At 63.5% G+C, this 25,031-nt stretch carries 20 protein-coding genes; 13 read left to right on the top strand and 7 right to left on the bottom strand.

The genetic code is table 11. The annotated features are described in order from the left end of the window. Positions 1 to 42: 42 nt before the first annotated feature. The 5 genes from HK107_RS03365 to hisS all read left to right on the top strand — a co-directional run bounded on the left by HK107_RS03365 (position 43) and on the right by hisS (position 6,479). Complete coding sequence (locus tag HK107_RS03365) at positions 43 to 1,353, top strand: flagellar hook protein FlgE (RefSeq protein WP_173196790.1); 1,311 nt, start codon at positions 43 to 45, stop codon at positions 1,351 to 1,353. A gap of 22 nt (positions 1,354 to 1,375) precedes the next feature. After that, positions 1,376 to 2,782 carry a flagellar hook-associated protein FlgK gene (gene flgK, locus HK107_RS03360; protein WP_173196789.1) on the top strand — a complete coding sequence of 469 codons (1,407 nt, stop codon included), beginning with the start codon at positions 1,376 to 1,378 and terminating at the stop codon, positions 2,780 to 2,782. Then, positions 2,783 to 3,775, top strand: a complete 993-nt coding sequence (locus HK107_RS03355) for a flagellin (RefSeq protein WP_173196788.1) — start codon at positions 2,783 to 2,785, stop codon at positions 3,773 to 3,775. Continuing rightward, positions 3,772 to 4,860 (top strand): flagellar basal body P-ring protein FlgI, encoded by a 1,089-nt coding sequence (locus tag HK107_RS03350; protein ID WP_173196787.1) that lies wholly within the window; start codon positions 3,772 to 3,774, stop codon positions 4,858 to 4,860. The genes HK107_RS03355 and HK107_RS03350 overlap by 4 nt, the downstream gene beginning before the upstream one ends. Before the next feature lie 182 nt (positions 4,861 to 5,042). Continuing rightward, positions 5,043 to 6,479, top strand: a complete 1,437-nt coding sequence (gene hisS, locus HK107_RS03345) for a histidine--tRNA ligase (RefSeq protein ID WP_173196786.1) — start codon at positions 5,043 to 5,045, stop codon at positions 6,477 to 6,479. 48 nt (positions 6,480 to 6,527) lie between these two features. Here hisS and HK107_RS03340 read toward each other — a convergent pair whose 3' ends face one another. Together HK107_RS03340 and HK107_RS03335 are read right to left on the bottom strand one after the other, a co-directional pair. After that, positions 6,528 to 7,241, bottom strand: coding sequence for a hypothetical protein (locus tag HK107_RS03340; protein WP_173196785.1), 714 nt, complete (start codon positions 7,239 to 7,241; stop codon positions 6,528 to 6,530). 200 nt (positions 7,242 to 7,441) lie between these two features. Beyond that, positions 7,442 to 8,110: a hypothetical protein gene (locus tag HK107_RS03335; protein WP_173196783.1), complete on the bottom strand. Its 669-nt coding sequence runs from the start codon at positions 8,108 to 8,110 to the stop codon at positions 7,442 to 7,444. A gap of 136 nt (positions 8,111 to 8,246) precedes the next feature. On the opposite strand from HK107_RS03335, the gene mutL reads away from it, so the two are divergent. Next, a complete protein-coding gene (mutL, locus tag HK107_RS03330) occupies positions 8,247 to 10,088 on the top strand; it encodes a DNA mismatch repair endonuclease MutL (RefSeq protein WP_173196781.1) in 1,842 nt (613 codons plus the stop codon). Here mutL and HK107_RS03325 read toward each other — a convergent pair whose 3' ends face one another. Continuing rightward, positions 10,089 to 11,468 carry a serine hydrolase domain-containing protein gene (locus tag HK107_RS03325; RefSeq protein WP_198912278.1) on the bottom strand — a complete coding sequence of 460 codons (1,380 nt, stop codon included), beginning with the start codon at positions 11,466 to 11,468 and terminating at the stop codon, positions 10,089 to 10,091. It lies immediately after the preceding gene. A 139-nt stretch (positions 11,469 to 11,607) separates the two neighbouring features. Between HK107_RS03325 and HK107_RS03320 the strand changes: the two genes are divergently transcribed. The 3 genes from HK107_RS03320 (at position 11,608) to HK107_RS03310 (ending at position 14,119) form a co-directional block, all read left to right on the top strand. Next, positions 11,608 to 12,270 (top strand): MarC family protein, encoded by a 663-nt coding sequence (locus HK107_RS03320; protein ID WP_173196779.1) that lies wholly within the window; start codon positions 11,608 to 11,610, stop codon positions 12,268 to 12,270. Continuing rightward, positions 12,263 to 13,225 (top strand): glucokinase, encoded by a 963-nt coding sequence (locus tag HK107_RS03315; RefSeq protein WP_173196777.1) that lies wholly within the window; start codon positions 12,263 to 12,265, stop codon positions 13,223 to 13,225. Before HK107_RS03320 ends, HK107_RS03315 begins: the two co-directional genes overlap by 8 nt. A 75-nt stretch (positions 13,226 to 13,300) precedes the next feature. Continuing rightward, the gene (locus HK107_RS03310) at positions 13,301 to 14,119 is read left to right on the top strand and encodes a universal stress protein (RefSeq protein WP_173196775.1); all 819 of its coding nucleotides are present in this window, start codon (positions 13,301 to 13,303) and stop codon (positions 14,117 to 14,119) included. On the opposite strand, the gene HK107_RS03305 is transcribed toward HK107_RS03310, so the two are convergent. From HK107_RS03305 to HK107_RS03295, 3 genes are all read right to left on the bottom strand, one after another. Further along, the gene (locus HK107_RS03305; RefSeq protein ID WP_173196773.1) at positions 14,096 to 15,472 is read right to left on the bottom strand and encodes a M28 family peptidase; all 1,377 of its coding nucleotides are present in this window, start codon (positions 15,470 to 15,472) and stop codon (positions 14,096 to 14,098) included. The genes HK107_RS03310 and HK107_RS03305 overlap by 24 nt on opposite strands. A 70-nt stretch (positions 15,473 to 15,542) precedes the next feature. After that, positions 15,543 to 16,679: a mechanosensitive ion channel family protein gene (locus HK107_RS03300; RefSeq protein ID WP_173196770.1), complete on the bottom strand. Its 1,137-nt coding sequence runs from the start codon at positions 16,677 to 16,679 to the stop codon at positions 15,543 to 15,545. A 52-nt stretch (positions 16,680 to 16,731) separates the two neighbouring features. Then, positions 16,732 to 17,631 carry a mechanosensitive ion channel family protein gene (locus HK107_RS03295; protein WP_198912277.1) on the bottom strand — a complete coding sequence of 300 codons (900 nt, stop codon included), beginning with the start codon at positions 17,629 to 17,631 and terminating at the stop codon, positions 16,732 to 16,734. A gap of 101 nt (positions 17,632 to 17,732) precedes the next feature. Between HK107_RS03295 and HK107_RS03290 the strand changes: the two genes are divergently transcribed. Further along, complete coding sequence (locus tag HK107_RS03290; RefSeq protein ID WP_173196769.1) at positions 17,733 to 18,938, top strand: pyridoxal phosphate-dependent aminotransferase; 1,206 nt, start codon at positions 17,733 to 17,735, stop codon at positions 18,936 to 18,938. A gap of 95 nt (positions 18,939 to 19,033) precedes the next feature. Continuing rightward, positions 19,034 to 19,480: a Dps family protein gene (locus HK107_RS03285; RefSeq protein WP_173196768.1), complete on the top strand. Its 447-nt coding sequence runs from the start codon at positions 19,034 to 19,036 to the stop codon at positions 19,478 to 19,480. Here the strand turns inward: HK107_RS03285 and HK107_RS03280 are convergent. Next, on the bottom strand, positions 19,477 to 19,761 hold the full coding sequence (locus HK107_RS03280; RefSeq protein ID WP_173196767.1) for a hypothetical protein: 285 nt from the start codon (positions 19,759 to 19,761) through the stop codon (positions 19,477 to 19,479). The two genes, HK107_RS03285 and HK107_RS03280, sit on opposite strands and share 4 nt — an antisense overlap. Before the next feature lie 117 nt (positions 19,762 to 19,878). On the opposite strand from HK107_RS03280, the gene glyS reads away from it, so the two are divergent. Both glyS and ppdK read left to right on the top strand, forming a co-directional pair. Continuing rightward, positions 19,879 to 22,230 (top strand): glycine--tRNA ligase subunit beta, encoded by a 2,352-nt coding sequence (gene glyS / locus HK107_RS03275; RefSeq protein ID WP_173196766.1) that lies wholly within the window; start codon positions 19,879 to 19,881, stop codon positions 22,228 to 22,230. A gap of 22 nt (positions 22,231 to 22,252) precedes the next feature. Beyond that, complete coding sequence (ppdK, locus tag HK107_RS03270; protein WP_173196765.1) at positions 22,253 to 24,946, top strand: pyruvate, phosphate dikinase; 2,694 nt, start codon at positions 22,253 to 22,255, stop codon at positions 24,944 to 24,946. The last annotated feature ends 85 nt before the right edge of the window (positions 24,947 to 25,031 follow it).

Here is a 25,031-nt window from a genome sequence, read left to right as displayed (position 1 = left end):
AAAGCCCTACAACCTCTGGTAGTTATCCAGGAGTTGACGGGCATGACGATTTCTTCCTCTCTCAATGCAGGCGTGATGGGCCTGTCGGTGAACGCGACCAAGCTGGCGGCGATCTCCGACAATGTCGCGAACTCAGGCACGGTGGGCTATAAAAGGGCGACTGCTGACTTTTTCAGCATGGTCCTCGCCGACAACCCGGCAGCCTTCGCGGCGGGCGGCGTCCGGGTCGAGACCGCTCGCCTCGCAGGGGAGCAGGGCGCGCTCTTCTCCACGGGCCGCAGCACGGACATCGCGCTCGCCGGCAAGGGCTTCCTGCCCACCACCCAGGACATCAACATCTTCGACCAGCCGGGCGAGCGGCCCCTGATCCTGACCGCCACTGGCTCGTTCCGGAGCGATGAGCGCGGCTTTCTCGTGACCCCCGGGGGCGCCGCGCTCCTCGGCTGGCCAGCGAACCCCGACGGGTCGGTCGGCAATGTCTCGCGGCGATCAGGCATCGACCTCGTCCCTGTGAACATTAACACCACAGAGCTGGCCGCCGAGCCGACCACGCAGGTGGGCCTCGGCATCAACCTGCCCGCAGGCGCGACCGGAGCAGGGGAGAGCGGCGATCCCTACACGCTCCCCATCGAGGCCTTCGACAATCTCGGCCGTGTGCAGACGATCAATGCCGTCTTTACGCCGATCGTCCCTGCGACAGGCTTCTCGAACCAATGGCAGGTGGACCTCGTCGACCAGAGCCAGACCCCTCCCGCATCGGTTGGCCAACTCAATCTGAGCTTCAACGACACGAACCCCGGCGGCGGCACGATCAATTCGGTGATCGCGTCGGGCGGCGCGACCTATGACATCGCCACGGGGCAGGTGGGGATCACCTGGCTCGACGCAGGCAATGACCTCTCCATCAATATCGGTATCCCCGGACAGGCAGGGAGCATCAGCCAGTTCTCCGAAGCCTTCCGCCCGATCAATGTGATCCGCAACGGCGCGCCGGCAGGTGACTTCGCGCGGGTCGAGATTGATGAAGCAGGCCGCCTCGAAGCGATCTACGAGACAGGCTTCCGCCGCTTTCTCTACCAGATCCCGGTCGCAGACGTTCCGAACCCTGACGGCCTGGTCGCTTCGGACAATCAGAGCTTCAAGATCAGCCAAGAGTCAGGTGACCTCTTCCTCCAGGACGCCGGGGACGGAGGCACCGGGGCGATCGTCGGCTTCGCACTCGCGGAGTCGACGACCGACCTCGGGACGGAACTGACGGACCTCATCCGTACGCAGAGGGCCTACGCCTCCAACGCCAATGTGATCCGGACCGTCGACGAGATGCTCCAGGAAACGACCAACATCCTGCGCTGACGCCAGGGGAAAGCGATAGACCATGAGCTTCGCGGCAACACTCTCGAACAGCCTGTCGGGCCTCTCGATGGCGTCCCTCAGGGCAGAAGTGCTGAGCTTCAACATCGCCAATGCCGGTACGGTCGGCTTCACCCGCCGCTCCGTCTTGAGCGAAGCCGTGGTCCCTGGTGGCGTCCGCGCCACGGGTATCGAGCGGGCTTCTGCCGAGGTGCAGGAGCGGCAGCTCATCTCCTCGCTGGGGCGCGAAGCTGCTGACCTCGGGCGTGCCGATGCCCTCCGCGCCATCTTCGAAAGCTTCGGCGAAGTGGGAGATGCTGACGGTCTCTATCCGGCCATCGCCCGGTTCGAGGAAGCCTTGAGCGACCTGCGCCTCTCGCCCGAAAGCGGGGCAGCCCAGCAGGGCTTGCTCCGCGCGGCGCAGGACGTGACGGAGACCTTCGCGAGGATCGACACCCAGATCCAGGACGCAAGGCTCTCCGCAGACCGACAGATCGCCAGCGATGTCGAGCGTCTCAACGCTGCGCTTTCCGAACTCGACACGCTCAATCAAGAAGCACGGCGACCGAAAGGCGTCGAGCTCGATGCGGTGGCCGAGCGCCAGCGCGCGCTGGTCCTCGAAATCGGCGCCATGCTCGATATCAACGTGACCGGCAGCTATGGCGAGGCCGTGACCATCCGTACCGGGAATGGTGTCCTCCTCCTCGGCGAAGAACCGAAGACGGTCGATTTCACCCCTTCGGGCTCCGCCAGCTTCTCCCTCAGCTTCGCCAATGGCGATTTCTCGGGCCTGAAAGTCGACGGCTTCGACGTGACGCCAGGCGGTGTGCAGGGGATCAGGGGAGGCAGCCTCGCCGCATCGTTCGCTGTGAGGGACGTCCTCGCCACCGATGCGGCGAACCGCATAGACGCGCTCGCCCGTCAGCTGACGGAGCGTTCGGCGGATGCCGACACGACGTCTACTGAAGGCCTCTTCGTCCTCGGCGCAGGAACGAGCAGTGCCGCGCAGCTTATCACGGTCAACCTGCTCGGCGACCCAGCCCAGGGCGGAGAGCTCTACCGCCTGCGGGAAGGCATGGGCGCGACCGCGCCCGGCCCCGAAGGGGGGCAGGGAGTCCTTGCAGACCTTGAAGCCTTCCTCTCCGAACAGCGCGTTCTGACCACAGCGACGGGCACTGCGAGCAGCCTCAGCTTCATCGATACGGTCGGCGCCGTCTCCTCGCGCTTTGGCACCGATGCCTTCCGAGCCCAGAACATCGCCGCGTCCTCTGAAAGCGCTACGGTCACCCTCGAAAGCGAGATCAACCGCCTCACCGCCGTGGACACCGATCGCGAGCTTCAGGACCTCCTCCTCGTGGAGCAGGCCTTCGCCGCCAACGCCCGGGTCATTCAGACGGCAGACGACATGCTCGCCCAGCTCCTGGAGATCTAGATGCTCATCCAATCCCCCGACGCCTTTTTCCAGTCGACCTTCAGTAGCCGGATCAGCCAGCTCCGCAAGGATCTCGACCGTGCAGCCAATGAGATGGTCACCGGCCGTAAAGAGGACAGCCTCGGCGCCGTGCGCGGTGACCAGCAGCCCCTCCTGCGGGCTCAGTCCTTCCTCGATGCCTCCGAAAGTGCGAGGGCGCGCCTGACCCTCCTCGAAGGGCGGTACGAGGTCGCCAGCTCTTCACTCCGCACGATCAGCGAGCTTTCCGAGAACGTCGCGCTCATCGCCCGCGGCGTCGGTGAGATCAGCCTCGGCGTCGATGCCGATACCTTCGCCGCGACAGAAGCCAAGACCGCCCTCGGGGGGATCTTCGGTGCCCTCGACGCAAGGTTCGGCGGTCGCTCTATCTTTGGCGGAGACCTCGGCACCGGGCGGGTCATGCCGTCTGCTGATGACTTCCTGACAACGATCCGCGCCGCCGTCACCGGTCCCGTGAACGCAGTGAGCATCGAAGCTGCAATCGACACCGTCCTCGCGCCGGGCGGAGCCTTCGACACCTCGCTCTACGCTGGCGGCGACCGCATCGCCTCCCAGCAATTGAGCGATGACAGCTCGATTACCGGCCTCCCATCAGCAGGAGACGAAGGTTTCCGGCTCCTCTTCAAGGGCCTCGCCATGATCGCTCTCAACGAGGACGCTCCGACAGCGGATCAACGCACTCTCCTCGCAGGAGGCTCGGATATCATCCAGACAGCGCGCGAAGACATTATCACCGAAGAAGCAGGCCTCGGCCTAGCGCTCTCTTCCATTGAGCGGGAAGGGGAACGGCTCTCTCGCCTTGAAGGACTAGCCATCAGCCGGATCGAAAGCGCCCTTGGGCGCGATCCCTTCGAGGCGGCGTCCGAGACTCAGTCCCTCGAGGCCCGCCTGCAAGCTGCCTACACCGTCACCAGCCGCCTCAGCTCGCTCAGGCTCACGAACTTCCTCAGATGATCCGCATAGCTCTCATCCTCATCCTCCTCTGCGGGCAGGCCTGGGGCCAGGCCGTTCGCCTCAAGGACCTTGTCGATGTCGAGGGGGTAAGAGGTAACGACCTGATCGGCTACGGCATCGTCGTGGGCCTCAATGGCTCCGGCGACAGTCTAAGGAACGCTCCCTACACGGAAGAGGCCCTTATCAGCCTCCTCGAACGCTTGGGGGTCAACATGCAGGATGAGACCTTCAGGCCGGATAATGTTGCCGCCGTCATCGTGACGGCGACCCTCCCTCCCTTTTCAAGGGCTGGGAGCCGTATCGACGTCGCCGTCAGTTCCATCGGTGACGCCGAAAGCCTTCAGGGAGGGTTGCTCGTCATGACGCCCCTTCTTGGTGCTGACAATCGTGTCTACGCCGTGGCGCAAGGCCCCCTGGCAGTCGGGGGTTTTGATGTTCAGGGTGCGGCGGGTTCTGCGTCTCAGGGCTCTCCCACGTTAGGCACGATTGCTGGGGGAGCGCGGGTCGAGGCGGAGGTGGGTTTCCGCTTTGCGGATATGAAAGTGATCCGCCTCGCCCTGCGCGACCCCGATTTCACAACTGCCCGCCGGATCGAAGCGACCTTGCAGTCGAGCCTCGGGGCAGGGGTCGTGATGACCGATGCAGGCACGGTGGAAATCGATACCCGCCGGACGGGGCTTTCCGCGCCTCAGCTCATCGCCGCCATCGAGGGCACGTTTCTCACCCCTGCGAGGAAGGCCCGCGTCGTGATCGACCAGCGGTCAGGCACCATCGTCCTCGGTGAGAATGTCCGCATCGCTCCCGTCGCGGTAGCGCAGGGCGCGCTGACCATCCGCGTGGCCGAGACCCCCGTGGCGAGCCAGCCCGGTCCCTTCGCTGATGGGAACACAGTTGTCCTGCCGCGCACTTCCATCGCTGTGAGCGAAGGGGTGCCCGGCGACGTCACTGCGCTCGAAGCCGGGGCCTCACTTCAGGACCTTGTTGAGGGGCTCAACGCCCTCGACGTACCGCCCCAGGACATGATCGAGATCTTCGAAGCCTTGAAGGCTGCCGGTGCTCTCCACGCTGAGATCGTGGTGCAGTAGTTTGGAGCGCTTCACCTCTCCCTCGGGGAGAGGTCGAAGGCTGACAAGGTCAGGCTTCAGGTGAGGGCCTTCTACTTTCTACGCCTGATCGCCCTCACCCCCGGCCCCTCTCCCGCAACCGGGAGAGGGGAGCGCTAGCTTCCCACCTTCACAACCCCCTCCCACATCGCTATCGCGCGCCCATGGCAAAGAACAAAGTGAAGCGCCCCAAGGCGCGCAAGGCTCGCGGTTTTCCTGATCGCTCCGGTGCGGAGCTGATCGCAGAGCGGCTGATGCTCGAGCGGATTGGCAAGGTCTATGAGAGCTACGGCTTCGCCCAGCTCGCGACCCCGGCGTTCGAATATACCGATGCGCTGGGCAAGTTTCTCCCCGATGTGGACCGCCCGAATGCGGGCGTCTTTTCGCTTCAGGATGATGACGACCAGTGGCTGTCCCTGCGCTATGACCTGACCGCGCCGCTGGCGCGCTACGTGGCCGAGAACATGGACGCTCTGCCGCGCCCCTATCGCCGCTATGCCGTGGGCACCGTCTGGCGCAACGAAAAGCCCGGACCCGGACGGTTCCGCGAGTTCACCCAGATCGACGCGGACGCCTGCTTCGCGCCTGCGCCCCATGCCGATGCGGAGATCATCATGATGTTCGTCGACGCGCTCTCGGCTGCAGGCGTCGACGACAAGGACGTCGAGATCAGGCTCTCCTCCCGCAAGGTGATGACAGGGCTCCTCGAAATCATCGGTCTCGACCCTCAGGACCAGGGGCAGGCAGGCACCGTCCTTCGGGCGATGGACAAATACGACCGTCTTGGTGCTGACGGTGTCGCGCTCCTCCTCGGCGAAGGCCGCAAGGACGAGAGCGGCGACTACACCGAAGGCGCCAAGCTCGAGACGGCGCAGATCGACACCGTGCTCCGCTTCATGGAAGGCGGGGACATGGCCGAAGCCCTCTCCGCCAACGCCGTGGGTGCTGAGGGGACGGAAGAGCTGACCCAGATCATCTCTACACTGACCGAGCTTGGCTATAGCGACCGGGTCAAGCTCGATCCGTCCGTGATTCGCGGCCTCGACTACTATACCGGCCCGGTTTTCGAGGCAGAGCTGACCTTCGACGTCGAGAACGAGAAGGGCCAGACGGTCCAGTTCGGTTCCGTCGGCTCAGGCGGCCGCTATGACGGTCTCATCGCCCGGTTCAAGGGGCAGGAAGTCCCGTCGGTCGGATGTTCCGTAGGCGTCAGCCGCCTCCTGACCGCGCTCAAATCCAAAGCAGCCCTCGACGAAGCCCTCGGCCCTGTCGTGGTCCTCGCCCTCGATACCTCCGAGATGCCGCGCTACCACCGCATGGCGCAGGCCCTACGCAAGGAAGGCATCGCGGCGGAGGTCTATCTCGGCGGCGCAGGCATGAAGGCCCAGATGCGCTACGCTGACAAGCGCGGTGCGCCGATCACGGTTATCTGCGGCGAAGACGAGATCGCCAAGAACGAGGTCACCCTCAAGGACCTTCGCGCCGGCAAGAAAGCCAGCGAAGCGATCGAGAGCCGCGATCAGTGGACGGAAGAACGCCCCGGTCAGGAAACCGTCGCTGAGGGCCGCATGATCGACTGGATCAAGGAACGGCTCCAATAAAAAAAGGCGCCCCGCGGGGCGCCTTTCCCAAAAGCTCTGTGAGCGAATTTACTTCGCAGCGCGACGGCGACGCATGGCAGCAAAGCCGCCAAGGCCTGCAACGAACAGCGGCAGCGCGCCCGGGATCGGAACGGCCTGGCCGACGATATTGTCGAAGCCGCCGGACTCGCCGAGCGTGATGCGGAACGACTTCACGCCCGAGATACCGCTGACGCCGTTGAAGAGCACGGTTGCCGCAAGGTTCGGGAAGTTCGCGTCCGTCGTATCGACGTTCGGAAGCGTGACCATGCTGCCAGCGATCTCGTCGCCATTCTCGTCGAAGAACTCGACGGTACCGGACTTCGAATCGAGGAGGTCGAGGCTGAAGAGCGTCGAGACGGTCTCGAGTTCGAAGAGGACTGTGCCGCCCGAACCCTCATCGTCAGCCGGGTTGAACGGCATCTGGTCAGCAATGACGGCGATGTTGCCGAAGGTCGCCTGCTCGACGGCAGCGGTGCTCGGATCGTCAAAGCCGGTGAAGACGCCGCTCTGGTTGTCGACGAGGTCCGGATCGTTCGAATCGTCTGAGTTCTCGGTCGTGTCGAAGATAATCAGCGCGTTCGGGCCATTGGCATTGCTGACGGTGATCGTTGCGACGTTCGGCAGAAGGCCAGCGTTCGGTGCGATCAGCTGGGTGCCTTCGGGGGCACCTTCGAAGTCGATGACGAACGGAGCAGCATGCGCCGAAGCCATCAGTGTTGCGGCTGCGGCTGCCGCGGACATCATGAGTTTCATTGATTCTGAACCGGCGCGTTGGCCGACTCCCCCTGTTTACCACAAACCTTAACTACTCACAATTTCGTGAGGTTTGTAGTTATCAAAGGTTGAAAGCTAGCCCCTTTGGGTTGTTTTTCGCAGCGCAAAACCCTCCGCAGACATGCTGCAGAGGGCTCGACTGTTCAAATCTGGAACGGCGTGACGCCTCAGGCGGCCTTGCGTTTCCGGAGGAAGATCGCGGCGCCGGTGCCCATCAGGAGAAGCCCCGCCGGAAGCGGCACTTCGGAGTAGGCGAGGTTATCGAAGGCGCCTGAGTCCGGGAGGTTCACGACCATGCGGACCGCATTCTTCACACCATCGCCAAAGAACAGCGTCTCCATGAAATTGACCGGAGCATTGTTCCCCGTGTCGAGATCATCGAAGAGCGTGTAAAGAAAAGTGGCTCCGAAGATATCAGTGATCTCGACAGTCACACCGGGACGGGTATCAGCGAAATCAAGACTATAGAGATTGACCGCGCTCGTGAAATCGAAGGTCACGGACCCGCCGCGCGCCTCATCGTCAGGGTCCGAGAAGTTGCTGTTCTCGGCAATGATCACGAGATTGCCGAGATCAATCGCAGTCCCGGTCGAGAGCCGCTGGTGCGGACCTTCAAGGTCGCCGTCCTGCGTATTCGACTGGCTCGTATCGAAAAGAAGCGCCTGGTTCACACTGCCCGAGCGGTTGCTCTGGGTCGTGACCGTGGCGATCGAGATGTTGTCGAGCGTAGCGCCGTGGCCGCCAAGGGCGTTGAAGTCCTCGACCTGGATGACGGCCGCTGATGCCGTCCCGATGCCAAGCGCGGCGGTCGCTGCAAGTGCCGTGAGTGCTTTCATGTTCCCTATCGAGGCGACAGGCGCCTCTCCCAAATTGCGTTGCGTCAGCAACAGCGAGCAGACAACGTGCCAGCGAGACGTTTCTCTGTTGAAAACGCGGGCCCAGATTCACGCGGAGTCGGCCTATCGTTAACGAATGAAGCCAGCCCTTGACCTTGCCTCCCGACCCATCATCCGGCGCCTGCCCCCCGGGGCGGTGAACCGCATCGCCGCCGGTGAGGTGATCGAGCGGCCCGCTGCGGCGGTGAAGGAGCTTGTCGAAAACGCCCTCGACGCGGGCGCGCGCCAGGTGACCGTCGACATCGAGGAGGGCGGCAGGCGCCTCATTGCCGTCGTGGATGATGGCCGGGGCATGAGCGCGGACGAGCTGCCGATAGCGCTGGAACGCCATGCGACGTCGAAGCTGGTTCCAGACGATGCAGGCGACGTGGACCTCCTCGCGATCGACACGATGGGCTTCCGTGGCGAAGCGCTGCCTTCGATCGGCGCGGTCTCCCGCCTGACCATCACCTCCCGGACCGAAGGGGGAGAAGGTTGGCAGCTCTCCGTACGCGGAGGGGCGATGGCCGAGCCTTGTCCTGCACCCTTCGCAGGAACAGGCACGCGGGTTGAAGTTGCGGACCTTTTCTACGCCACCCCGGCGCGTCTCAAATTCATGAAGTCCGAACGCGCCGAGGTCACCGCCTGCGCCGATACAGTGAAGCGCCTCGCGATGGCCCGACCGGATGTAGCCTTCACGCTCAACGTCGATGGTAAGAAACGCTTCGCCTACCGCGCTGAACCTCCGGGTCCGGAAGGTCACCTTTCAAGGCTCTCCGCCATCATGGGGCCTGAATTCGGTGAGAACGCCGTGCCCGTGACGCTGGAGCGGGAAGGGGTGACGCTGTCAGGCTTTGCAGGGGTGCCCACGTTCAATCGCGGCCTGCCCGACAGGCAATATCTCTTCGTGCGCGGACGGCCCGTGAAGGACCGGTTGATCGTCGGAGCCGTGCGCGGTGCGTATGCGGACTTTCTGGCGAGGGACCGCCATCCGCTTCTCTGCCTTTTCCTCGACATGCCATCATCGAGCGTCGATGTGAACGTCCACCCGGCGAAGACAGAAGTCAGGTTCCGTGATGCCCAGCTCGTCCGGGGCATGATCGTCAGCGGCCTTCGCGCCGCGATCTCCGACGCAGGGCACAAGGCTTCGACCACGGTCGCGGCCCAGGCCATGCGCGCTGCCCACCCGCCTTTCCGCGCAGCTCAGCCAGCACCGCCGCCGCGTCCGGCCGCCGATCTCGCAGGGTTCGGGGAGCGCCAGCCTGCCTTCTCATCAGTCAGCACACTAAGCGTCAGGCCGCAGGTTCCCCAGCCTGAACAGCATGCTCCTGAACCCGAGCCTCAGCCCACACCGGAAGACTACCCCCTCGGCGCCGCCGTCGCACAGCTCCACGAGACCTACATCGTCGCCCAGACAGCCGACGGCCTCGTCCTCGTTGATCAGCATGCCGCACACGAACGGCTGGTTTACGAACGCATGAAAGAAGCGGGCGCGGGCAGGGCGCCTGCGCGTCAGGCCCTCCTCGTGCCGGAGCTTGTGAACCTCAGCGAGGAAGAGGCGGCGCTGATCCTCGAAGAGCGTGAGCAGCTTGAGAGTTTCGGCCTCATCATCGAGGATTTCGGCGGCGGCACCGTGCTTGTTCGCGAGGTCCCGGCGGTTCTTGGCAATTTCGATGTGCAAGGCTTGATCAAGGACATGGCCTGCGATCTCGCGGGGCTGGGGCAGGACACCCAGCTGAAGGACCTGATCGCCGAAACCCTCGGCAACCATGCCTGCCGCAATTCGGTGAGGGCAGGGCGCCGTCTGACCACGGACGAAATGAACGCGCTCCTCCGCCAGATGGAAGCGACGCCCCATTCAGGCCAGTGCAACCACGGCCGCCCGACCTATGTCGAGCTGAAGCTCAAGGACGTCGAAAAGCTCTTCGGCCGCCGCTGATCATTCAAGCGCTTCAAGGACAGCGGCCGTAAATGCCGCGTCGTCGAACCGAGCATCCCGGTGGTCATAGCCCCTCCGGACGATAACAACATTCCGCGCAGGGACGATCATCACGATTTGCCCGCGGTTGCCGAGCGCTGCGTAGGTGCCGGAAGGGATACCGGGATAGCCCTCATAGAGCCAGAACTGCGCGCCATATCCACGGCATGGCTCACGCCTGCATCCCGGCTGCGCGGGAGCAGGGGTCGCAACGTACTCTGCCCAGCCCTCGGGCAGGATGCGCCTACCATTCCAGACGCCGTCCTGAACGTAGAGTTGTCCCAGCCGCGCAAGGTCCCGCGCCGTGGTCCAGACTTGGCTTGAGAGGATGAAGTTTCCCTCCCAGTCGGTCTCAAGGTACGTGTTCCGCATACCAATCGGGCGCAGCACCCGCTCGAAGGGGAACTTCAGATAATCCGCATCATCGGCGATGCCTTCCCTGAGGGCCAGAAGCGCCAGCATCGTGTCATTGTTCGCGTACCGCCAGCTCTCACCGGGCTCAGCAATCAGCTCATTTGCCACCGCATGCTCGTTGACGAGCCCACCGCCGAAATAGACAGCATCCGTCCTGTTTCCCGCCGTTTGGCCGCCAAGGCCCGAGCCCATATGGAGGAAGTTCTCAAGGGTGATCGCGCTCCTGGGGTCCGCATCTGACCATGCCGAGAGTTTCGCCGGTTCGTCGAGGACGACATGGCCGTCCAGGACGCCCGCTCCGATGATCGTCGCGCCGATCGACTTCGCGACAGACCATGTCCGTTGCGCCGTGGTGGGACCAAAGCCCTCCGTGTACCGCTCCATCAGGAGGCGGCCGTCCTGTACGACGACGACCGCGCTCGTCACGCCGCCAAACTCTCCATCAAGCGCGCCCTTCAGCGCTGCGGACAGCTGAGCCCCATTGACACCTTCGGGGAGGGGCTTGCTCGAGACCTTCTCGCCACGCGGCCAGACACCCCGCCGAAACTCCCGCGTCTCGCTAACCTTGGCTTCAGGAAGGATCGACACGTCCGAAGCTCCGGGCGGCAGGGATGCACAGCCCAGGTGCGGCCGCCACGCGGCAATCCTCGGCGGCATCCCATCTGCGAAGGCGACCGACACCGTCTTCGCATCCCGGTCGATCACCGCGTCCGGCAGCCCGGCCATCACCGGCCGGTACGAGGGATAGATGTTCGTCAGCTCCTGACGCTCGATTTGCTCAAGGGTCTTCCCACCCGAGAACAGCCCTGAGCAGGTGAACTGCGCCTTGTACCCTGCCGCGAGGGACAGCTCCCGCATTGAGGGTTCATCCTGCGCATGGGCAAAGGAGAGGGTCGAGAGAGAGGCGATGAGCAAGCTTCGGAACATGGGCGTTCTCCAGTTTTGGCGAGGAGACTAGCCCGCACCGCTGCGCGATCCATCCATCTCTTGCATAGGGAACCCTTGGCGCGAACGCCGCGCTCTGATACCGCGCGGGCTTCCGCGTATGAGGGAGCTAAGGGTCGTCATGGAACAGGGCCTGATCGCCAAGTTCTTCGAATCGTTCGTGACGTTGTTCATCGTCATCGACCCGATCCTTGTGGCGCCGCTGTTCGCAGCGCTGACCCACGGCAGCACCCAGAAAGAGCGCACCAGCGTCGCGGTCCAGGCCACGCTGATCTCTGTCGGCGTTCTGGTGTTCTTCGCGCTGCTCGGCCCGGCGATGCTTCATCACCTGGGGATCGAGCTTGCGTCCTTCAGGGCAGCGGGCGGGCTTCTCCTGTTCCTCATCGGCTTCCGCATGTTCTTCAACCCGGATGACGAGGTGGATGCCAAGCGACCTGGGCCCAAGGCCTCGGCCAGGGACAATGTCGCCTTCTTCCCGCTGGCTCTGCCCATGCTCGCAGGTCCAGGGGCCATCGCCACGGTCATGCTCCTGATGAACGACGCCAAGGTCCAGTTCGAGGGCGAGGCGCTGGCCGCGCAGGGCATGGTTCTCGCGGCTCTGGCGCTGGTCCTCATCATCGGCATCCCGGTGATGATGAGTTCAGGCAGCATTGCAAAGGCCCTTGGGCGGACCGGAATGAACATGATTTCCCGGCTTTTGGGCATGTTGCTCATGGCCTTGGCGACGCAATACGTCTTTGATGGGATCAGAGTTGGTATCCTAGAGCGGGTCGGAAATGGCTGAGCGGGAACTCCTGGTCGGAGACATTGGCGGCACCAATGCACGGTTCGCAGTGGCCGAGCCCGGTGGCGCCCTGCGCGATATCAAGGTCCTGAAGGTTGCCGACCATGAGCGGTTCGACGACGCGCTCGGTGCCTATATCGACCATCTTGAGACCAAGCCTTCGGCTCTCTGCATCGCCTCTGCCGGTGCCGTTCAGGGCGATACGATTACCCTGACCAACGCGCCCTGGAGCCTTGGCGAGAACAAGCTCGCCGTCGATTTCGGCTTCTCCGCCGTAAGGCTGATCAACGACTTTCAGGCCCAGGCCCGGTTCGCAGGGACGATGCCGGACAGTGCTGGTGAGATCATCAAGGCGGGCAATCCTGTGGCTGGCGCGCCCGTCCTGACGGTGGGCCCCGGCACAGGGTTCGGGCAGTCGCTCTACGTCCCCGGCCATCCGCCCACCGTTGTGGCTTGCGAAGGCGGTCACCGCCTCCTTCCGGTGCGCAATGATAGGGAGCTGCGCCTCTTCAACCGGCTGAAAGAGCGCTTCGAGCATCCACCGATCCTCGAATACGTCCTGTCGGGCAGGGGCATCGTGCACCTTTTCGAGCAGTGCGTGATCGAAGCAGGTGGCACGCCTGCGCCCACCGAGCCGCCAGAGGTTACCAAGGCTGCGCTCGAAGGTGAGGGGCCTGCCCGCGAGACCATTCGCTGGTTCATCGACATCCTCGCCTGCGCAGCTGCCGACGCGTGCCTCTCCACAGGCGCAAGGGGCGGCGTCGCCATTTCTGGCGGGATCATGCCGCGCTTCATCCCGCTCCTCGACCGGGACGCTTTCGCTGCGACCTTCGCAAGGCCGGGTATCCTCAAGCAGTACCTGTCTGAAGTCCCGGTCAGGCTCGTCACCGATCCCTACGCCGCCCTTTACGGCGCAGCCTGCGTGATGCGCGACCTTCTCAAGACCGGCCACTGACCGCTTCCTGATCGAGCGCAAGGATTGGCGGCGAAGCGCACCCTAGACTGTCCCCACATCACAGGGAGACTGTCCATGACGTTCCGTAGCCTGTTCATCCCCGCCATCGACGCGAAGTCCCTCGCAGGGGCCGTCAGCGATGCCGGCCATCTCCTTGCAGGGCGAGGCGTCCTCAAGGCGCAGTTCACTTGGTCCGATTACTCACCGCCAGCGAACATGGCCGCCGCCGTCGACCTTTCTGCCCTCGCCGAGCAGCAGCGGATCGGCATCAAGCGCATGGAACGGGAGCTGCGCGACAGCTTCGAAGCCTCAGCAAAGGACCTCACTGCGGCGATCAATGCGGAGTTTCTCTCCGTCTGCGGAGATTTCCCAGGCTCCATGGCACGGTCCTCGCGCATGTGCGAAGCGATCCTCTTCCGTCACCGTGGCAAGGACAAACAGGTAGGCGATCCTGCGACGATCGAGGAGATCCTCTTCCACTCTGGCCGCCCGCTGTTCCTGACCCCAGAAAGCGGTATCGCCCAGACACCGCGCAGTTTCGCCGTCGCTTGGAACGGCAGTAAGGAAGCCGCGCGCGCCCTCGCACTCGCGCAAACCATGATCGAGGGGGCTGAGAAAGTGACCTTCATCACCATTGGCGAGGAGCGCGACGACACCCCGTCAGCCGAAGTGATGGCTGCCCATCTTTCAGCCTGCGGAACACCTGCAGATGTCATCCGCAGAGGCCCCGCTGGCAAGACCGAACTGGTCTTGGCCGAGACAGCTGGCGAGGCAGGCGCGGATGCGCTGATCGTAGGCGCCTACTCCAAGAGCAGGCTGCGCGAGATCTTCCTCGGAGGTGTCACCCGCGCCATGCTGGAGAGCCCGCCGCTACCGCTCTTCATCGCTCACTGAGCTGAGCGGAGAGAACTGTCCGGGCGGTCCGGGGAACACCACAGGTGTCTCCGAGCCGTCCTCGGCCACGGCACTGACGCCGAAGAAGTAGTTGTCGACGACGATGTTCTCGAAGGTCCATTCGTTGACCTTCCCGACAAAGCGGCTGTGGGTCCAGACCGGTGAGGTCGTCTCACGCCAGTGGACCCGGTATCCCGCAAGGTTTCTCCTTGCACGGCGGTTTTCGCCGCCGTCCTTCCACGAGAGGACCGCAGAGGGCTGGACCGCGCCGCCAAGCTCGACCTCGGTCGGGAAAGGCGGTGCGCCCGCGATCCCCGCCATGGTCAGCGCATTCAGTGCCGTGGCGGTCGCCGCGAAATAGGGGTCGACGAACTCCAGCGTATCGCCATAGTGCCGGCCATCGATATTCCGAAGGTCCTGGTGCTGACGATCGTAATGCTCATGGCTTTCCATGATCCTGACCGCCGGATAGCCTTCCTCCGTGAACGGCGTCTGGTGCCCGCCGCGGCCGAAGCGATCGAGGCGGTAGACCATCTTCGCGTCAAGGTTCGGCAGGTAGACGTCCGCCATCTCGTCGATGTAGCGGGCAAGGTTCCGCGCCGGGCTGTCGACCTCGCCGCCACGGAAACGGCGGTAGCGCGCTGCCTGAGGCGTTTCGTCAGCCCGCGTCCCTTCGGAGAAGACACGGATGATGTTGTTGGCGATGACCCCGTCAATGCCCTCGATATTGCCGATCATGTCGTTGTTGAGGACGGCCTTGATGTTCCAGCCTTCTTCCTTGGCGACGGCAGCCACGATCTTGCCGCCGAAGAGACCCTGCTCCTCGCCTGAGAGGCCAGCATAAACGATCGTGCCCGGAAAATCGTACTGGGTCAGGACCCGCGCCGCTTCGAGGACGCCTGCCATGCCCGTGGCATTGTCGTTCGCACCCGGACTGTCATCGGTGGCGTTCATTGGGTCGGAGACCCGGCTGTCGATATCGCCGGACATGATGACCATGCGACCCGGGTCGAGCTTGCCGCGCTGGAAGGCGACGACGCTCACCACTTCCGTCGGGTCGGGGATGCGCCGCTCGCCTTCGACGGTGCCGGAGATGATCCGCACCTCAAGGCAGCCGCTACAGTCCCGCGAGATCTCCTCGAACTCAGCGGCAATCCAGCGGCGCGCAGCGCCAATGCCGCGAGTCTCGCTCTCGGTCTCCGACAGGGTGTGCCGCGTGCCGAAATTCGCAAGGCGCTCGACGTCCGAGTAGATGCGCTCGGCTGAGGGCGCATCGGCGATCTCGTAGAGGCGCTCGACCTCCGATGGCGGCGCGGCGAGAAGGAGGGCGGTAGCGGTGAGGGTGCTCAACATGGCGCTCTCCTAACAGCTCCCGTCCCGCCGCCGAAAGCCTGATAGACAGGCCGAATGAACGCAGGTGGCCTCAGCCCTTGGGCATCGTCTCCACGTGGAGGGTCTGGGTCGGATAGGCGAACTCGATCGAATTGCGCTCGAAGAGGTCGTGGATGCCGAGGAGGACGGCCTGCTGCTTGTCCATGAAGACCGTGTAGTCCCGGTCCTGTACCCAGAAGACGAGTTCGAACAGCACCGCGAAATCGCCATAGCCTGAGAGGTGGCAGCGGTCGAAACGCACCCCCTCCTGACCCTCGACAATGCCCTTGATGGCATCGGGAACCGAGGCGAGCTTCTGGCGAGGGGTCTGGTAGGTCACGCCAAGCTTGATGACGACCCGGCGCTCGGCCATCCGGCGGTAGTTGTTGATCTCGTAGCTCAGGAGCTTGGAGTTGTTGACGACCAGCTGCTGGCCCTGAAGCGTCGTGATGCGCGTCGACTTGAGGCCGACCTTCTGAACCGAGCCCATCTTGTCGCCGAAGATGATGAAGTCCCCGCGCACGAAGGGCTTGTCGAGAATGATGGAGAGCCCGGCAAAGAGGTCCTCGAACAGGCTCTGCGCTGCGAGGCCGATCGCGATACCGCCAACGCCGAGGCCCGCGATCAGCGCCGTGACGTCGCCGCCGAGATTGTCGATCACGTAGAGAAGCGCGACCGCGAAGATGATCACGGACGCGAGGACGTTGAGGAGGCCTAGCGCATTGGCGAGGCTCGAATCATCGCCCGTCGCATGACGGTTGGCCTCGCGCTCGAGGAAGGCCTTCACCACCACGCGCGCCCAGAAGGCCACCTGGAAGGCGAAGATCACCGTGAAGACCCGGCCAATCCATGCCTGCTGTCCTTCGGTCAGCTCGGCGAAGATCGGCAGGACCAGCACGAAGGCGGCCGAGAAGAGGAAGATGCTGCGGGTCGCCCTGATGATGTGGGCGACAATGTTCCGGACCGACGTCTCGCCGGACTTCTTGCGATGGAGGGCCGAATAGATCGTCCCGCGCAGAATCCTGAGCCCGACAAAGGCGCCGAAGGCGACCAGCGCCGCGATCGCCACAGTCAGGCCGCGCTCGTCAAGCCACGCGACAAGCTCGCGCGTGCCGGCCACGGCCTGGCCCATGATGTCGGCGCTCCCCTGGACGACGCGCTCGGGGAGCGCTTTTTCGTTGGCCTGCATGGAGTTCCCCTGAGTTGCCCAACCTGTTGAACACCCGGGGGAACTAAAGGGTTCAGTTGGGCTTTGCCATCGTTTCGACGTGCAGAGTCCGGGTCGGGAATGGGATCGTGATGTTTTCCCGGTCGAGGGCCTGCTTGAAGGCTTTGCTCAGGTCGAACTTCAGGCCCCAATAGTCAGGGCGTTGGCACCAGACACGGATCGTCAGGTTCACCGAGCTGTCGCCCAGCTCGCCCACGACGAGCAGAGGTTCAGGATCAGCCATGACGCGGTTATCCTTGTCGATCTCGCCGCGGAGCACTTCCATCGCCTGATCAATGTCGGCGTCGTAGCCAATGCCCACCGAGAAATCGACACGGCGTGTGTCGTATCCTGAGTAGTTGGTGATGGGGCCTGAGAAGATGTCGCCATTGGGGACGATGTTCTGCACGTTGTCGGGCGTGGCGAGCTCGGTGGTGAAAAGGTTGATCGACTTCACCGTTCCGGCCTTGCCGCCGGCCTCGATATAGTCACCCACCCGGAAGGGCCTGAACGCAAGAAGCATGACGCCGGAGGCCACGTGGCTGAGCGTGCCCTGCAGCGCGAGGCCAATCGCAAGACCTGCGGCGCCGATGAGGGCTGCGAGGCCGGTCGTCTGGATGCCGAACATGGACAGGACGGCGATCACCACGAAAGCAAAGACGAGCCAGTAGACGATGCTGCCGAAGAACTTGGCGAGGGTCTCGTCGAGGTTCGGGGCCCGCCTCACGGCGGAGAAGACCGTCGCGCGCATCCGCCCCGCGATCCACACGCCGATCAGGAAAACGATCAGCGCGCCGACGGCCTTGAGGCCCCAGCCGATGGCTGTCTGGGTCATGTCCGAGATCGTCTCGGGGCGGAGGAGGTTTTCGACAAAGGCGCGGCCTTGCTCGATGGAATCGGAGGAGGGCGCTGCGGCGGGTTCTGGCGTTTGCATGGTCTATATGGTGTCTGTCAGCTTCGCCTTTTTGCGTGTTCGGCGTCGCCGCGATGGTCAAGCCTTCGCGGCACCCGCCAATGATCTGGGGAGTGCCAGCCATGGCCGAGTTCAAAGCCTCTGAAGCCCTGTCGCGGATCAAGCCGTCCCCGACGATTGCCATGTCCCAGAAGGCCATCGACCTGAAGCGGCAGGGAAAAGACGTCATTGCCCTTGCGGCAGGTGAGCCGGACTTTCCGACTCCGGAGCATATTGCCGAGGCGGGGATCAGGGCGATTCGCGATGGCAAAACCCAGTACACAAGCGTCGACGGGATCATGGAGCTGAAGGAGGCGGTCGCCGCCAAATTCACCCGTGACAACAGCCTGACCTATGACCCCGGCAGCGAAATCTGCGTCGCTTCAGGGGGCAAGTTCGTCCTCTACGCTGCGCTCATGGCGACGGTAGACAAGGGCGACGAGGTTATCATCCCGGCCCCTTACTGGGTCAGCTATCCCGGCATGACCAAGCTTGCGGGCGGTGAGCCTGTGTTCGTGGAGACCAAGCAGGAAGACGGCTTCCGCCTGATGCCTGATGACCTCGAAGCCGCCATCACGCCGAAGACGCGCTGGCTCATCCTCAACTCGCCAAGCAACCCTACGGGCGCCATTCTCTCTCGGAGTGACCTGAAGGCACTCGCAGACGTCCTGATGCGCCACCCCCATGTCTGGGTGCTGACCGACGATATCTATGAGCATGTTCTCTACGATGCCGAGTTTGCGACGATTGCCGAAGTGGAGCCGGGTCTCAAGGATCGTACCCTGACGATGAATGGTGCGTCCAAGGCCTATTCCATGACCGGCTGGCGCATCGGCTATGCGGGCGGGCCAGCACCGCTCATGGCCGCCATGCGCAAGCTCTTCAGCCAGTCGACCACCAACCCCTGCTCGATCAGCCAGTGGGCCGCCGTTGCAGCGCTTGAAGGTCCGCACGACTTCCTCGCCGAGCGCAACAAGGCCTTCCGTGAGCGGAGAGACTTCCTCCTCGATGCCTTCGACGCCATGCCAGGCATCTCCTGCGAAAAGCCCGAAGGGGCCTTCTACCTCTACCCGCGCTGCGAGGGCCTCATCGGCAAAAGCGCAGGAGGGAAGGTTATGGAGACCGACCTCGACGTGGCCGAGGCGCTCCTCGTGCAGGAGCTGGTCGCGCTGGTCCCCGGAACGGCCTTCGGCAAGGCGCCTTATCTCCGGCTCTCCTACGCAGCCTCGATGGAGAGCCTCCAGGAGGCCGCCAAACGAATCGCCAGGTTCTGCGACAGCGTCCGGTAGGCCCATCGGCCCTCTCGATTACTGATAGAGATACAATCCGTTTTATAGATGCGGATGGCATCGCTATGTCTCTCGTCAAGGAAGGGAGGCCTGTCATGGCTACCAACAAACAGATCACTGAGACGCTGAAGCGCGTGCTGGGCAACACCTACGCGCTCTACCTCAAGACCCACGGCTATCACTGGAACGTCGAGGGCCCGAGCTTCAAGAGCCTGCACGAGCTCTTCGAGGAGCAGTACACCCAGATGTGGCAGAGCATCGACGAGATCGCCGAGCGCATCCGGATGCTGGGCACCTTTGCCCCGATGGGAGGCGAGATCCTCGCAGGCGCGACCATCGATACGGCGGACAATTCCGTCCCCTCGGCCAACGGCATGGTCCAGAACCTCGTCGCAGGTCACGAAGCCTGGCTCGAAGACACGGCCGCTGCCCTCAACGAAGCTGAAGAAGCCGGCGATACGGCGACCGAGACGCTGCTTGGCGACCTCATTACGGGCCACGAGAAAATGGCCTGGATGCTGCGCGCTAGCCTCGAGCGCTAGACTTCGGGTTCGTCTTCATAGTTGCGGTGGGGGCTGGTTTTCTCCAGCGCCTCCGCAATCGTCGGTGGGCAGGCTTTCGCAGCGACCGAAGCCTGCCTGTCGATGACATCATTGTTGGTGCGGTTCAGCCTGACCCAAGCCGCGAAGCGCGGCGAATGCATGATCAGGATGCCAAAACCGAAGAAGACCAGAACGAATCCCATGGGGAATGGCGAGATGGTCAGCAGCACGCCGATCATGCTCAGGATCAGGCCCAGCACCAACATTATGATACGCTTCATTTCAGCCACCACGCCATAATGAGCAGGAACAACCTGTCGCAGGCTTGGGTTCCGGTCCTACGTTGTCCGAAGGTCCCCGTTGCAGTGCGGTAACGGGCGTTCTATGGCGCGCCGGTCATGGCGCAACTTCTCCTCGAGCTCTTCTCCGAAGAAATCCCCGCCCGTCTTCAGGCCCGTGCAGCAGCGGACCTCGAGCGGCTGATGACCACGCGCCTCAAGGAGGCGAATCTCGAGTGGGAGGCAGCGGAAACTTTCTACGGCCCCCGCCGTCTGACTCTGAAGATCGACGGGCTGCCCGAGACCTCGCCGGACCTTCGCGAAGAGCGAAAAGGTCCCAAGGTCGGTGCGCCCGAGAAGGCTATCGAAGGCTTCCTTCGCGGCGCAGGGCTCAAGGACATCTCCGAGGCTGAAATCCAGGAGACCAAGAAGGGCGAGGTCTACGTCGCCATCATCGAGAAAAAGGGCCGCGCGACGACCGAAGTCCTCGGCGAGGCCCTGAAGACGACAATCACCGATTTCCCTTGGCCCAAGTCCCAGCGCTGGGGCGATGGTGACCTGCGCTGGATCCGTCCCTTACGCCGTGTGCTGATGGCTTTTGACGGCAAGGCCGTGCCGTTCAGCCTCGAGAACGGCAGCCAGCCGGTCGAGGCCGGGCTGACGACAGAGACCCACCGTGTTCTGGGGCAGGGTGAAGGCGTCGCCACGGACTTTGCCGACTATGAGCGCGTACTCGCCGACGGCAAGGTCATGCTCCGCGGTGAGGATCGCCGCGACCGCATCCTGACCCGCGCCCGCGACCTCTGCAAAGGGCAGGGGTTGGAACTCGTCGAAGACAAGGGCCTCCTCGAAGAGGTGACGGGCCTTGCCGAATGGCCGCTGCCGCACATGGGCAGCTTCGACGAGAAGTTCCTGGCGCTCCCCGACGAGGTGATCACCGCGGCGATGCGCGGGCACCAGAAATATTTCTCCGTACGCGACCCAAAGACAAGACGCCTCGCGCCGAGGTTCATCTGCGTTGCCGACATCGTCGAGGATGCGTGGATGATGTCAGGGTACGAACGGGTCCTGACGGCCAGGCTGTCCGACGCGCTCTTCCTCTACCAGAACGACCTCAAGAAGCCGCTGGAGGAGCACGCCAAGAAGCTCTCCGGGACGACCTTCTTCGAAGGCCTCGGTACGATTGCAGACAAGGTCGAGCGGGTTGCAGCCCTGGCGCGCGAGCTCGCTCCTGCCTGCGGCGCCGACCCCGACAAGGCCGAGCGCGCCGCCCGCCTCGCCAAGGCGGACCTCGCCTCGGAAATGGTCTACGAATTCCCTGAGCTGCAGGGCCTCATGGGCCGCTACTACGCGATGGAGCAGGGCGAAGACCAAGCCATCGCCGACGCCATCCGCGACCATTACAAGCCCGCCGGGCAGTCGGACGATCTGCCCACGAACGAAATCGGCGTGGCGGTGAGTTTGGCTGACAAGCTCGACACGCTGGCAGCGTTCTGGAGCATCGACCAGAAGCCGACCGGCTCGCGCGACCCGTTTGCGCTGAGAAGGGCGGCGCTGGCGGTCATCCGCATGGTGCTGGGTGATGCCCTCACCCGGGATCAAAGATCCCGACCTCTCCCGGTGGGAGAGGTAGACGGTAGCGCTTCCTCCACCTCTCCCTCGGGAGAGGTCGAAGGCGCGTCAGCGGCTTCGGGTGAGGGCGGGCTGCGCCTCCAGATATTCAAGGCCGCCGAACGACAAATCGCAGCAAACGTTGCACAACAGCGTAGTCGAGAAGCTGATGCGGCGATCCAGCAAGAGATTGAAGCCAAACAGCGAGAGTGGAGTTACTTCATTACAAACGTGGGAGCGGGATCCTACGACGCCACCATGCAGGCAATAGCTGAGAAGTATCGCTCATCGTTCCCAGAAGGAAGCCAGCCTTTTATCAACGGTTTTATCCGTCGCTCTGCAGCCGACCTCCTCACCTTCTTCCACGATCGCCTGACCGTCTATTTCCGTGATCAGGGCTTCCGCCATGACCGCGTGGCGGCTGCGTTGACCGAAGGGGCCGACGACTTCGTCCTCATCGAAAAGAAGCTCAAAGCCCTCTCGGAATTCCTAGACACATCGGAGGGCGCCGACCTCTCCGCCGCCTACAAGCGCGCGGCGAATATTCTGAAGGCCGAGGCCAAGAAAGGCCCGCTGCCTGCCCCAGAACCGGACGCAGGCCTCTACGAACAGGACGAGGAACGCGCCCTCGCCGCTGCCTTGGACAAGGCAGGCCCAGAAGCGAAGAAACACATCGAAAACGAGGACTTCGCCTCGGCAATGCGTGAACTTTCGGAGGTGCGTCCTGTTCTGGACGCCTATTTCGACGCCGTCACCGTGAACGCAGACTCCAAAAACGTGCGGGAAAACCGCTTGGCGCAACTCTTGCGTTTCAAAACCATCGTACAAGACGTAGCCGATTTCGAACGGCTCGAAGGCTAAGCTCTGGGGAGACAAGAGAGCTATGAACCAGTCCGCACCTGACAAAATGGTCTACGCCTTTGGCGGAGGCACGTCCGAAGGCCGCTCAGGCATGAAGAACCTCCTCGGCGGCAAGGGCGCGAACCTCGCCGAGATGGCCAATCTCGGCCTTCCTGTTCCCCCGGGCTTCACGATCACCACCGAAGTATGTGTCGCCTACTACGACAATGACCGCCAGTACCCCAAAGAGCTGAGCGGCCAGGTCGACGCTGCTCTCGCCAAGGTCGAAGAGGTCACCGGTAAGAAGTTCGGCGACACCACGAACCCGCTCCTCGTCTCGGTCCGCTCGGGCGCGCGCGCTTCGATGCCGGGCATGATGGACACGGTCCTGAACCTCGGCCTCAACGACGACACGGTGGAGGGCCTGGCTAAGCTCTCCGGCGATGAGCGTTTCGCCTATGACAGCTACCGTCGTTTCATCCAGATGTATGGCGACGTCGTCCTCGGCGTGCCGCACCATACGTTCGAGGAGATCCTCGATACGTATAAGGACGACCGCGACTACGTCCTCGACACCTCGATGACGGCTGACGACTGGAAAGCCGTGATCGGCGAGTACAAGGAAGCCGTCGAGGCCGCTCTCGGCAAACCCTTCCCGCAAGACCCGCAGGGCCAGCTCTGGGGCGCTATCGATGCCGTCTTCGGCTCGTGGATGAACGACCGCTCGAAGACCTACCGTCGTCTGAACAATATCCCCGCCGCATGGGGTACCGCCGTCAACGTCCAGGCCATGGTCTTCGGCAATATGGGCGAGACCTCGGCCACCGGCGTTGCCTTCACCCGCAACCCCTCGACCGGCGAGAACAAGATCTACGGCGAGTTCCTGATCAACGCGCAAGGCGAAGACGTGGTGGCGGGCATCCGCACGCCGCAAAACCTCACCAAGGAAAGCCGCGAAGAGCAGGGCTCTGACGAAGCCTCCCTCGAAGAGGCGATGCCTGAGACGTACAAGGAGTTGTCCGCCGTCTTCACCAAGCTCGAAGACCATTACCGCGACATGCAGGACATCGAGTTCACGATCGAGCAGGGCACGCTCTACATGCTGCAGACCCGCAACGGTAAGCGGACGGCCAAGGCTGCTCTCAAGATCGCCGTTGATCTGTGTGCAGAAGGCAAGATCACCGAGGACGAGGCCGTCATGCGCGTCGACCCGGCTGCGCTTGACCAGCTCCTCCATCCCTCCCTCGACCCCGATGCGCCGCGCGATGTCATCGCCAAGGGCCTGCCCGCCAGCCCTGGCGCGGCTTCAGGCGAAGTCGTCTTCACCGCTGATGAGGCTGAAGAGCTCGCAAACCAGGGCCGTCAGGTCATGCTCGTCCGTGTCGAGACGAGCCCTGAAGACATCCACGGCATGCACGCTGCCAACGGTATCGTCACCGCGCGCGGCGGCATGACCTCTCACGCAGCCGTCGTGGCGCGCGGTATGGGCCGGGCCTGCGTCTGCGGCGCGGGCGATCTCCGCATCGAGAAAGATGGCAGCAAATTCTCCGTCCACGGACGCGAGGTGCAGAAGGGCGACCAGATCACCATCGACGGCTCGACCGGCGAGATCTTCTTCGGCGCTGTCCCGACCATTGAGCCTGAGCTTTCCGGCGACTTCGCCAAGGTCATGCAGTGGGCGGACAAACATCGCCGCATGAAGGTCCGCGCGAACGCAGAGACCCCCCTCGACGCCAAGACCGCCCGCGGCTTCGGCGCCGAAGGTATTGGCCTCTGCCGCACCGAGCACATGTTCTTCGACGCAAGCCGCATCAACGTGGTCCGCGAGATGATCCTCGCCGAGCGCGAAGACGGCCGCCGTGCCGCCCTCGATAAGCTGCTGCCTTTCCAGCGCGGCGACTTCGAGGAGCTCTTCACGGTGATGAAGGGCCTGCCGGTCACCATCCGCCTTCTCGATCCGCCGCTGCACGAATTCCTTCCGCACGGTGACAATGAGATCGCGGAAGTCGCCAAGGCCCTCGGTCGTGAAGTCAAGGAAGTCGCCGAGCGCGTCTCCGCCCTTCACGAACAGAACCCGATGCTCGGCCACCGCGGCTGCCGCCTCGCGGTCAGCTATCCCGAGATCGCCGAGATGCAGGCCCGCGCCATCTTTGAAGCGGCCCTCGCCGTCGGCAAGGAAACCGGCGATCCCGTGCAGCCCGAAATCATGGTTCCGCTCGTCAGCACCAAGAAGGAACTGGACCTGGTCAAGGAGCGCATCGACGCCATCGCCCAGAAGGTCTTCGCCGAAGCAGGCGACAAGCTCGTCTACACCGTCGGCACCATGATCGAGCTGCCGCGCGCAGCCCTGACGGCGGACAAGATCGCCCACACGGCGGAGTTCTTCTCCTTCGGCACCAACGACCTGACGCAGACGACGTTTGGCATCAGCCGTGACGATGCGGGCAGCTTCATGCCGCATTACCTGCGCCAGAACATCATGGACCAGGACCCGTTCGTCAGCCTCGATCAGGAAGGCGTCGGCCAGCTCGTCGCCCTCGGCGCTGAGCGCGGCAGGGCCACGCGTTCGCTCATCAAGCTCGGCATCTGCGGCGAGCATGGCGGCGATCCAGCGTCCATCGCGTTCTGCGAAGGCATCGGCCTCGATTACGTCAGCTGCTCGCCTTACCGGGTGCCGATCGCAAGGCTGGCTGCGGCGCAGGCGTCTCTTTCGGCAAAGGATGGACCTGACGCCTAGGGTTACGTGTTCTTATCTTGAGCGGTGTGGCGTAATGCTGCACTGCACAAGACTTGGAGCATCAGCCCTTGAGGCGAGGCAGGAG

The organism is Parvularcula mediterranea, assembly GCF_013085255.1.
Classification (GTDB): Bacteria; Pseudomonadota; Alphaproteobacteria; order Caulobacterales; family Parvularculaceae; genus Parvularcula; species Parvularcula mediterranea.
Note: the sequence above shows the minus strand (reverse complement) of the source record. Positions and strands in the feature narration are given on the sequence as shown.

What these genes read in the sequence shown, in the direction of transcription:
- HK107_RS03325 (WP_198912278.1), bottom strand. Translation starts at nt 11,468, where the DNA reads ATGTTCCGAAGCTTGCTCATCGCCTCTCTCTCGACCCTCTCCTTTGCC.
- HK107_RS03365 (WP_173196790.1), top strand. Translation starts at nt 43, where the DNA reads ATGACGATTTCTTCCTCTCTCAATGCAGGCGTGATGGGCCTGTCGGTG.
- HK107_RS03315 (WP_173196777.1), top strand. Translation starts at nt 12,263, where the DNA reads ATGGCTGAGCGGGAACTCCTGGTCGGAGACATTGGCGGCACCAATGCA.
- HK107_RS03280 (WP_173196767.1), bottom strand. Translation starts at nt 19,761, where the DNA reads ATGAAGCGTATCATAATGTTGGTGCTGGGCCTGATCCTGAGCATGATC.
- HK107_RS03300 (WP_173196770.1), bottom strand. Translation starts at nt 16,679, where the DNA reads ATGCAGGCCAACGAAAAAGCGCTCCCCGAGCGCGTCGTCCAGGGGAGC.
- HK107_RS03285 (WP_173196768.1), top strand. Translation starts at nt 19,034, where the DNA reads ATGGCTACCAACAAACAGATCACTGAGACGCTGAAGCGCGTGCTGGGC.
- glyS (WP_173196766.1), top strand. Translation starts at nt 19,879, where the DNA reads ATGGCGCAACTTCTCCTCGAGCTCTTCTCCGAAGAAATCCCCGCCCGT.
- HK107_RS03310 (WP_173196775.1), top strand. Translation starts at nt 13,301, where the DNA reads ATGACGTTCCGTAGCCTGTTCATCCCCGCCATCGACGCGAAGTCCCTC.
- HK107_RS03320 (WP_173196779.1), top strand. Translation starts at nt 11,608, where the DNA reads ATGGAACAGGGCCTGATCGCCAAGTTCTTCGAATCGTTCGTGACGTTG.
- flgK (WP_173196789.1), top strand. Translation starts at nt 1,376, where the DNA reads ATGAGCTTCGCGGCAACACTCTCGAACAGCCTGTCGGGCCTCTCGATG.
- HK107_RS03355 (WP_173196788.1), top strand. Translation starts at nt 2,783, where the DNA reads ATGCTCATCCAATCCCCCGACGCCTTTTTCCAGTCGACCTTCAGTAGC.
- mutL (WP_173196781.1), top strand. Translation starts at nt 8,247, where the DNA reads ATGAAGCCAGCCCTTGACCTTGCCTCCCGACCCATCATCCGGCGCCTG.
- HK107_RS03335 (WP_173196783.1), bottom strand. Translation starts at nt 8,110, where the DNA reads ATGAAAGCACTCACGGCACTTGCAGCGACCGCCGCGCTTGGCATCGGG.
- HK107_RS03295 (WP_198912277.1), bottom strand. Translation starts at nt 17,631, where the DNA reads ATGCAAACGCCAGAACCCGCCGCAGCGCCCTCCTCCGATTCCATCGAG.
- HK107_RS03290 (WP_173196769.1), top strand. Translation starts at nt 17,733, where the DNA reads ATGGCCGAGTTCAAAGCCTCTGAAGCCCTGTCGCGGATCAAGCCGTCC.
- hisS (WP_173196786.1), top strand. Translation starts at nt 5,043, where the DNA reads ATGGCAAAGAACAAAGTGAAGCGCCCCAAGGCGCGCAAGGCTCGCGGT.
- ppdK (WP_173196765.1), top strand. Translation starts at nt 22,253, where the DNA reads ATGAACCAGTCCGCACCTGACAAAATGGTCTACGCCTTTGGCGGAGGC.
- HK107_RS03350 (WP_173196787.1), top strand. Translation starts at nt 3,772, where the DNA reads ATGATCCGCATAGCTCTCATCCTCATCCTCCTCTGCGGGCAGGCCTGG.
- HK107_RS03340 (WP_173196785.1), bottom strand. Translation starts at nt 7,241, where the DNA reads ATGTCCGCGGCAGCCGCAGCCGCAACACTGATGGCTTCGGCGCATGCT.
- HK107_RS03305 (WP_173196773.1), bottom strand. Translation starts at nt 15,472, where the DNA reads ATGTTGAGCACCCTCACCGCTACCGCCCTCCTTCTCGCCGCGCCGCCA.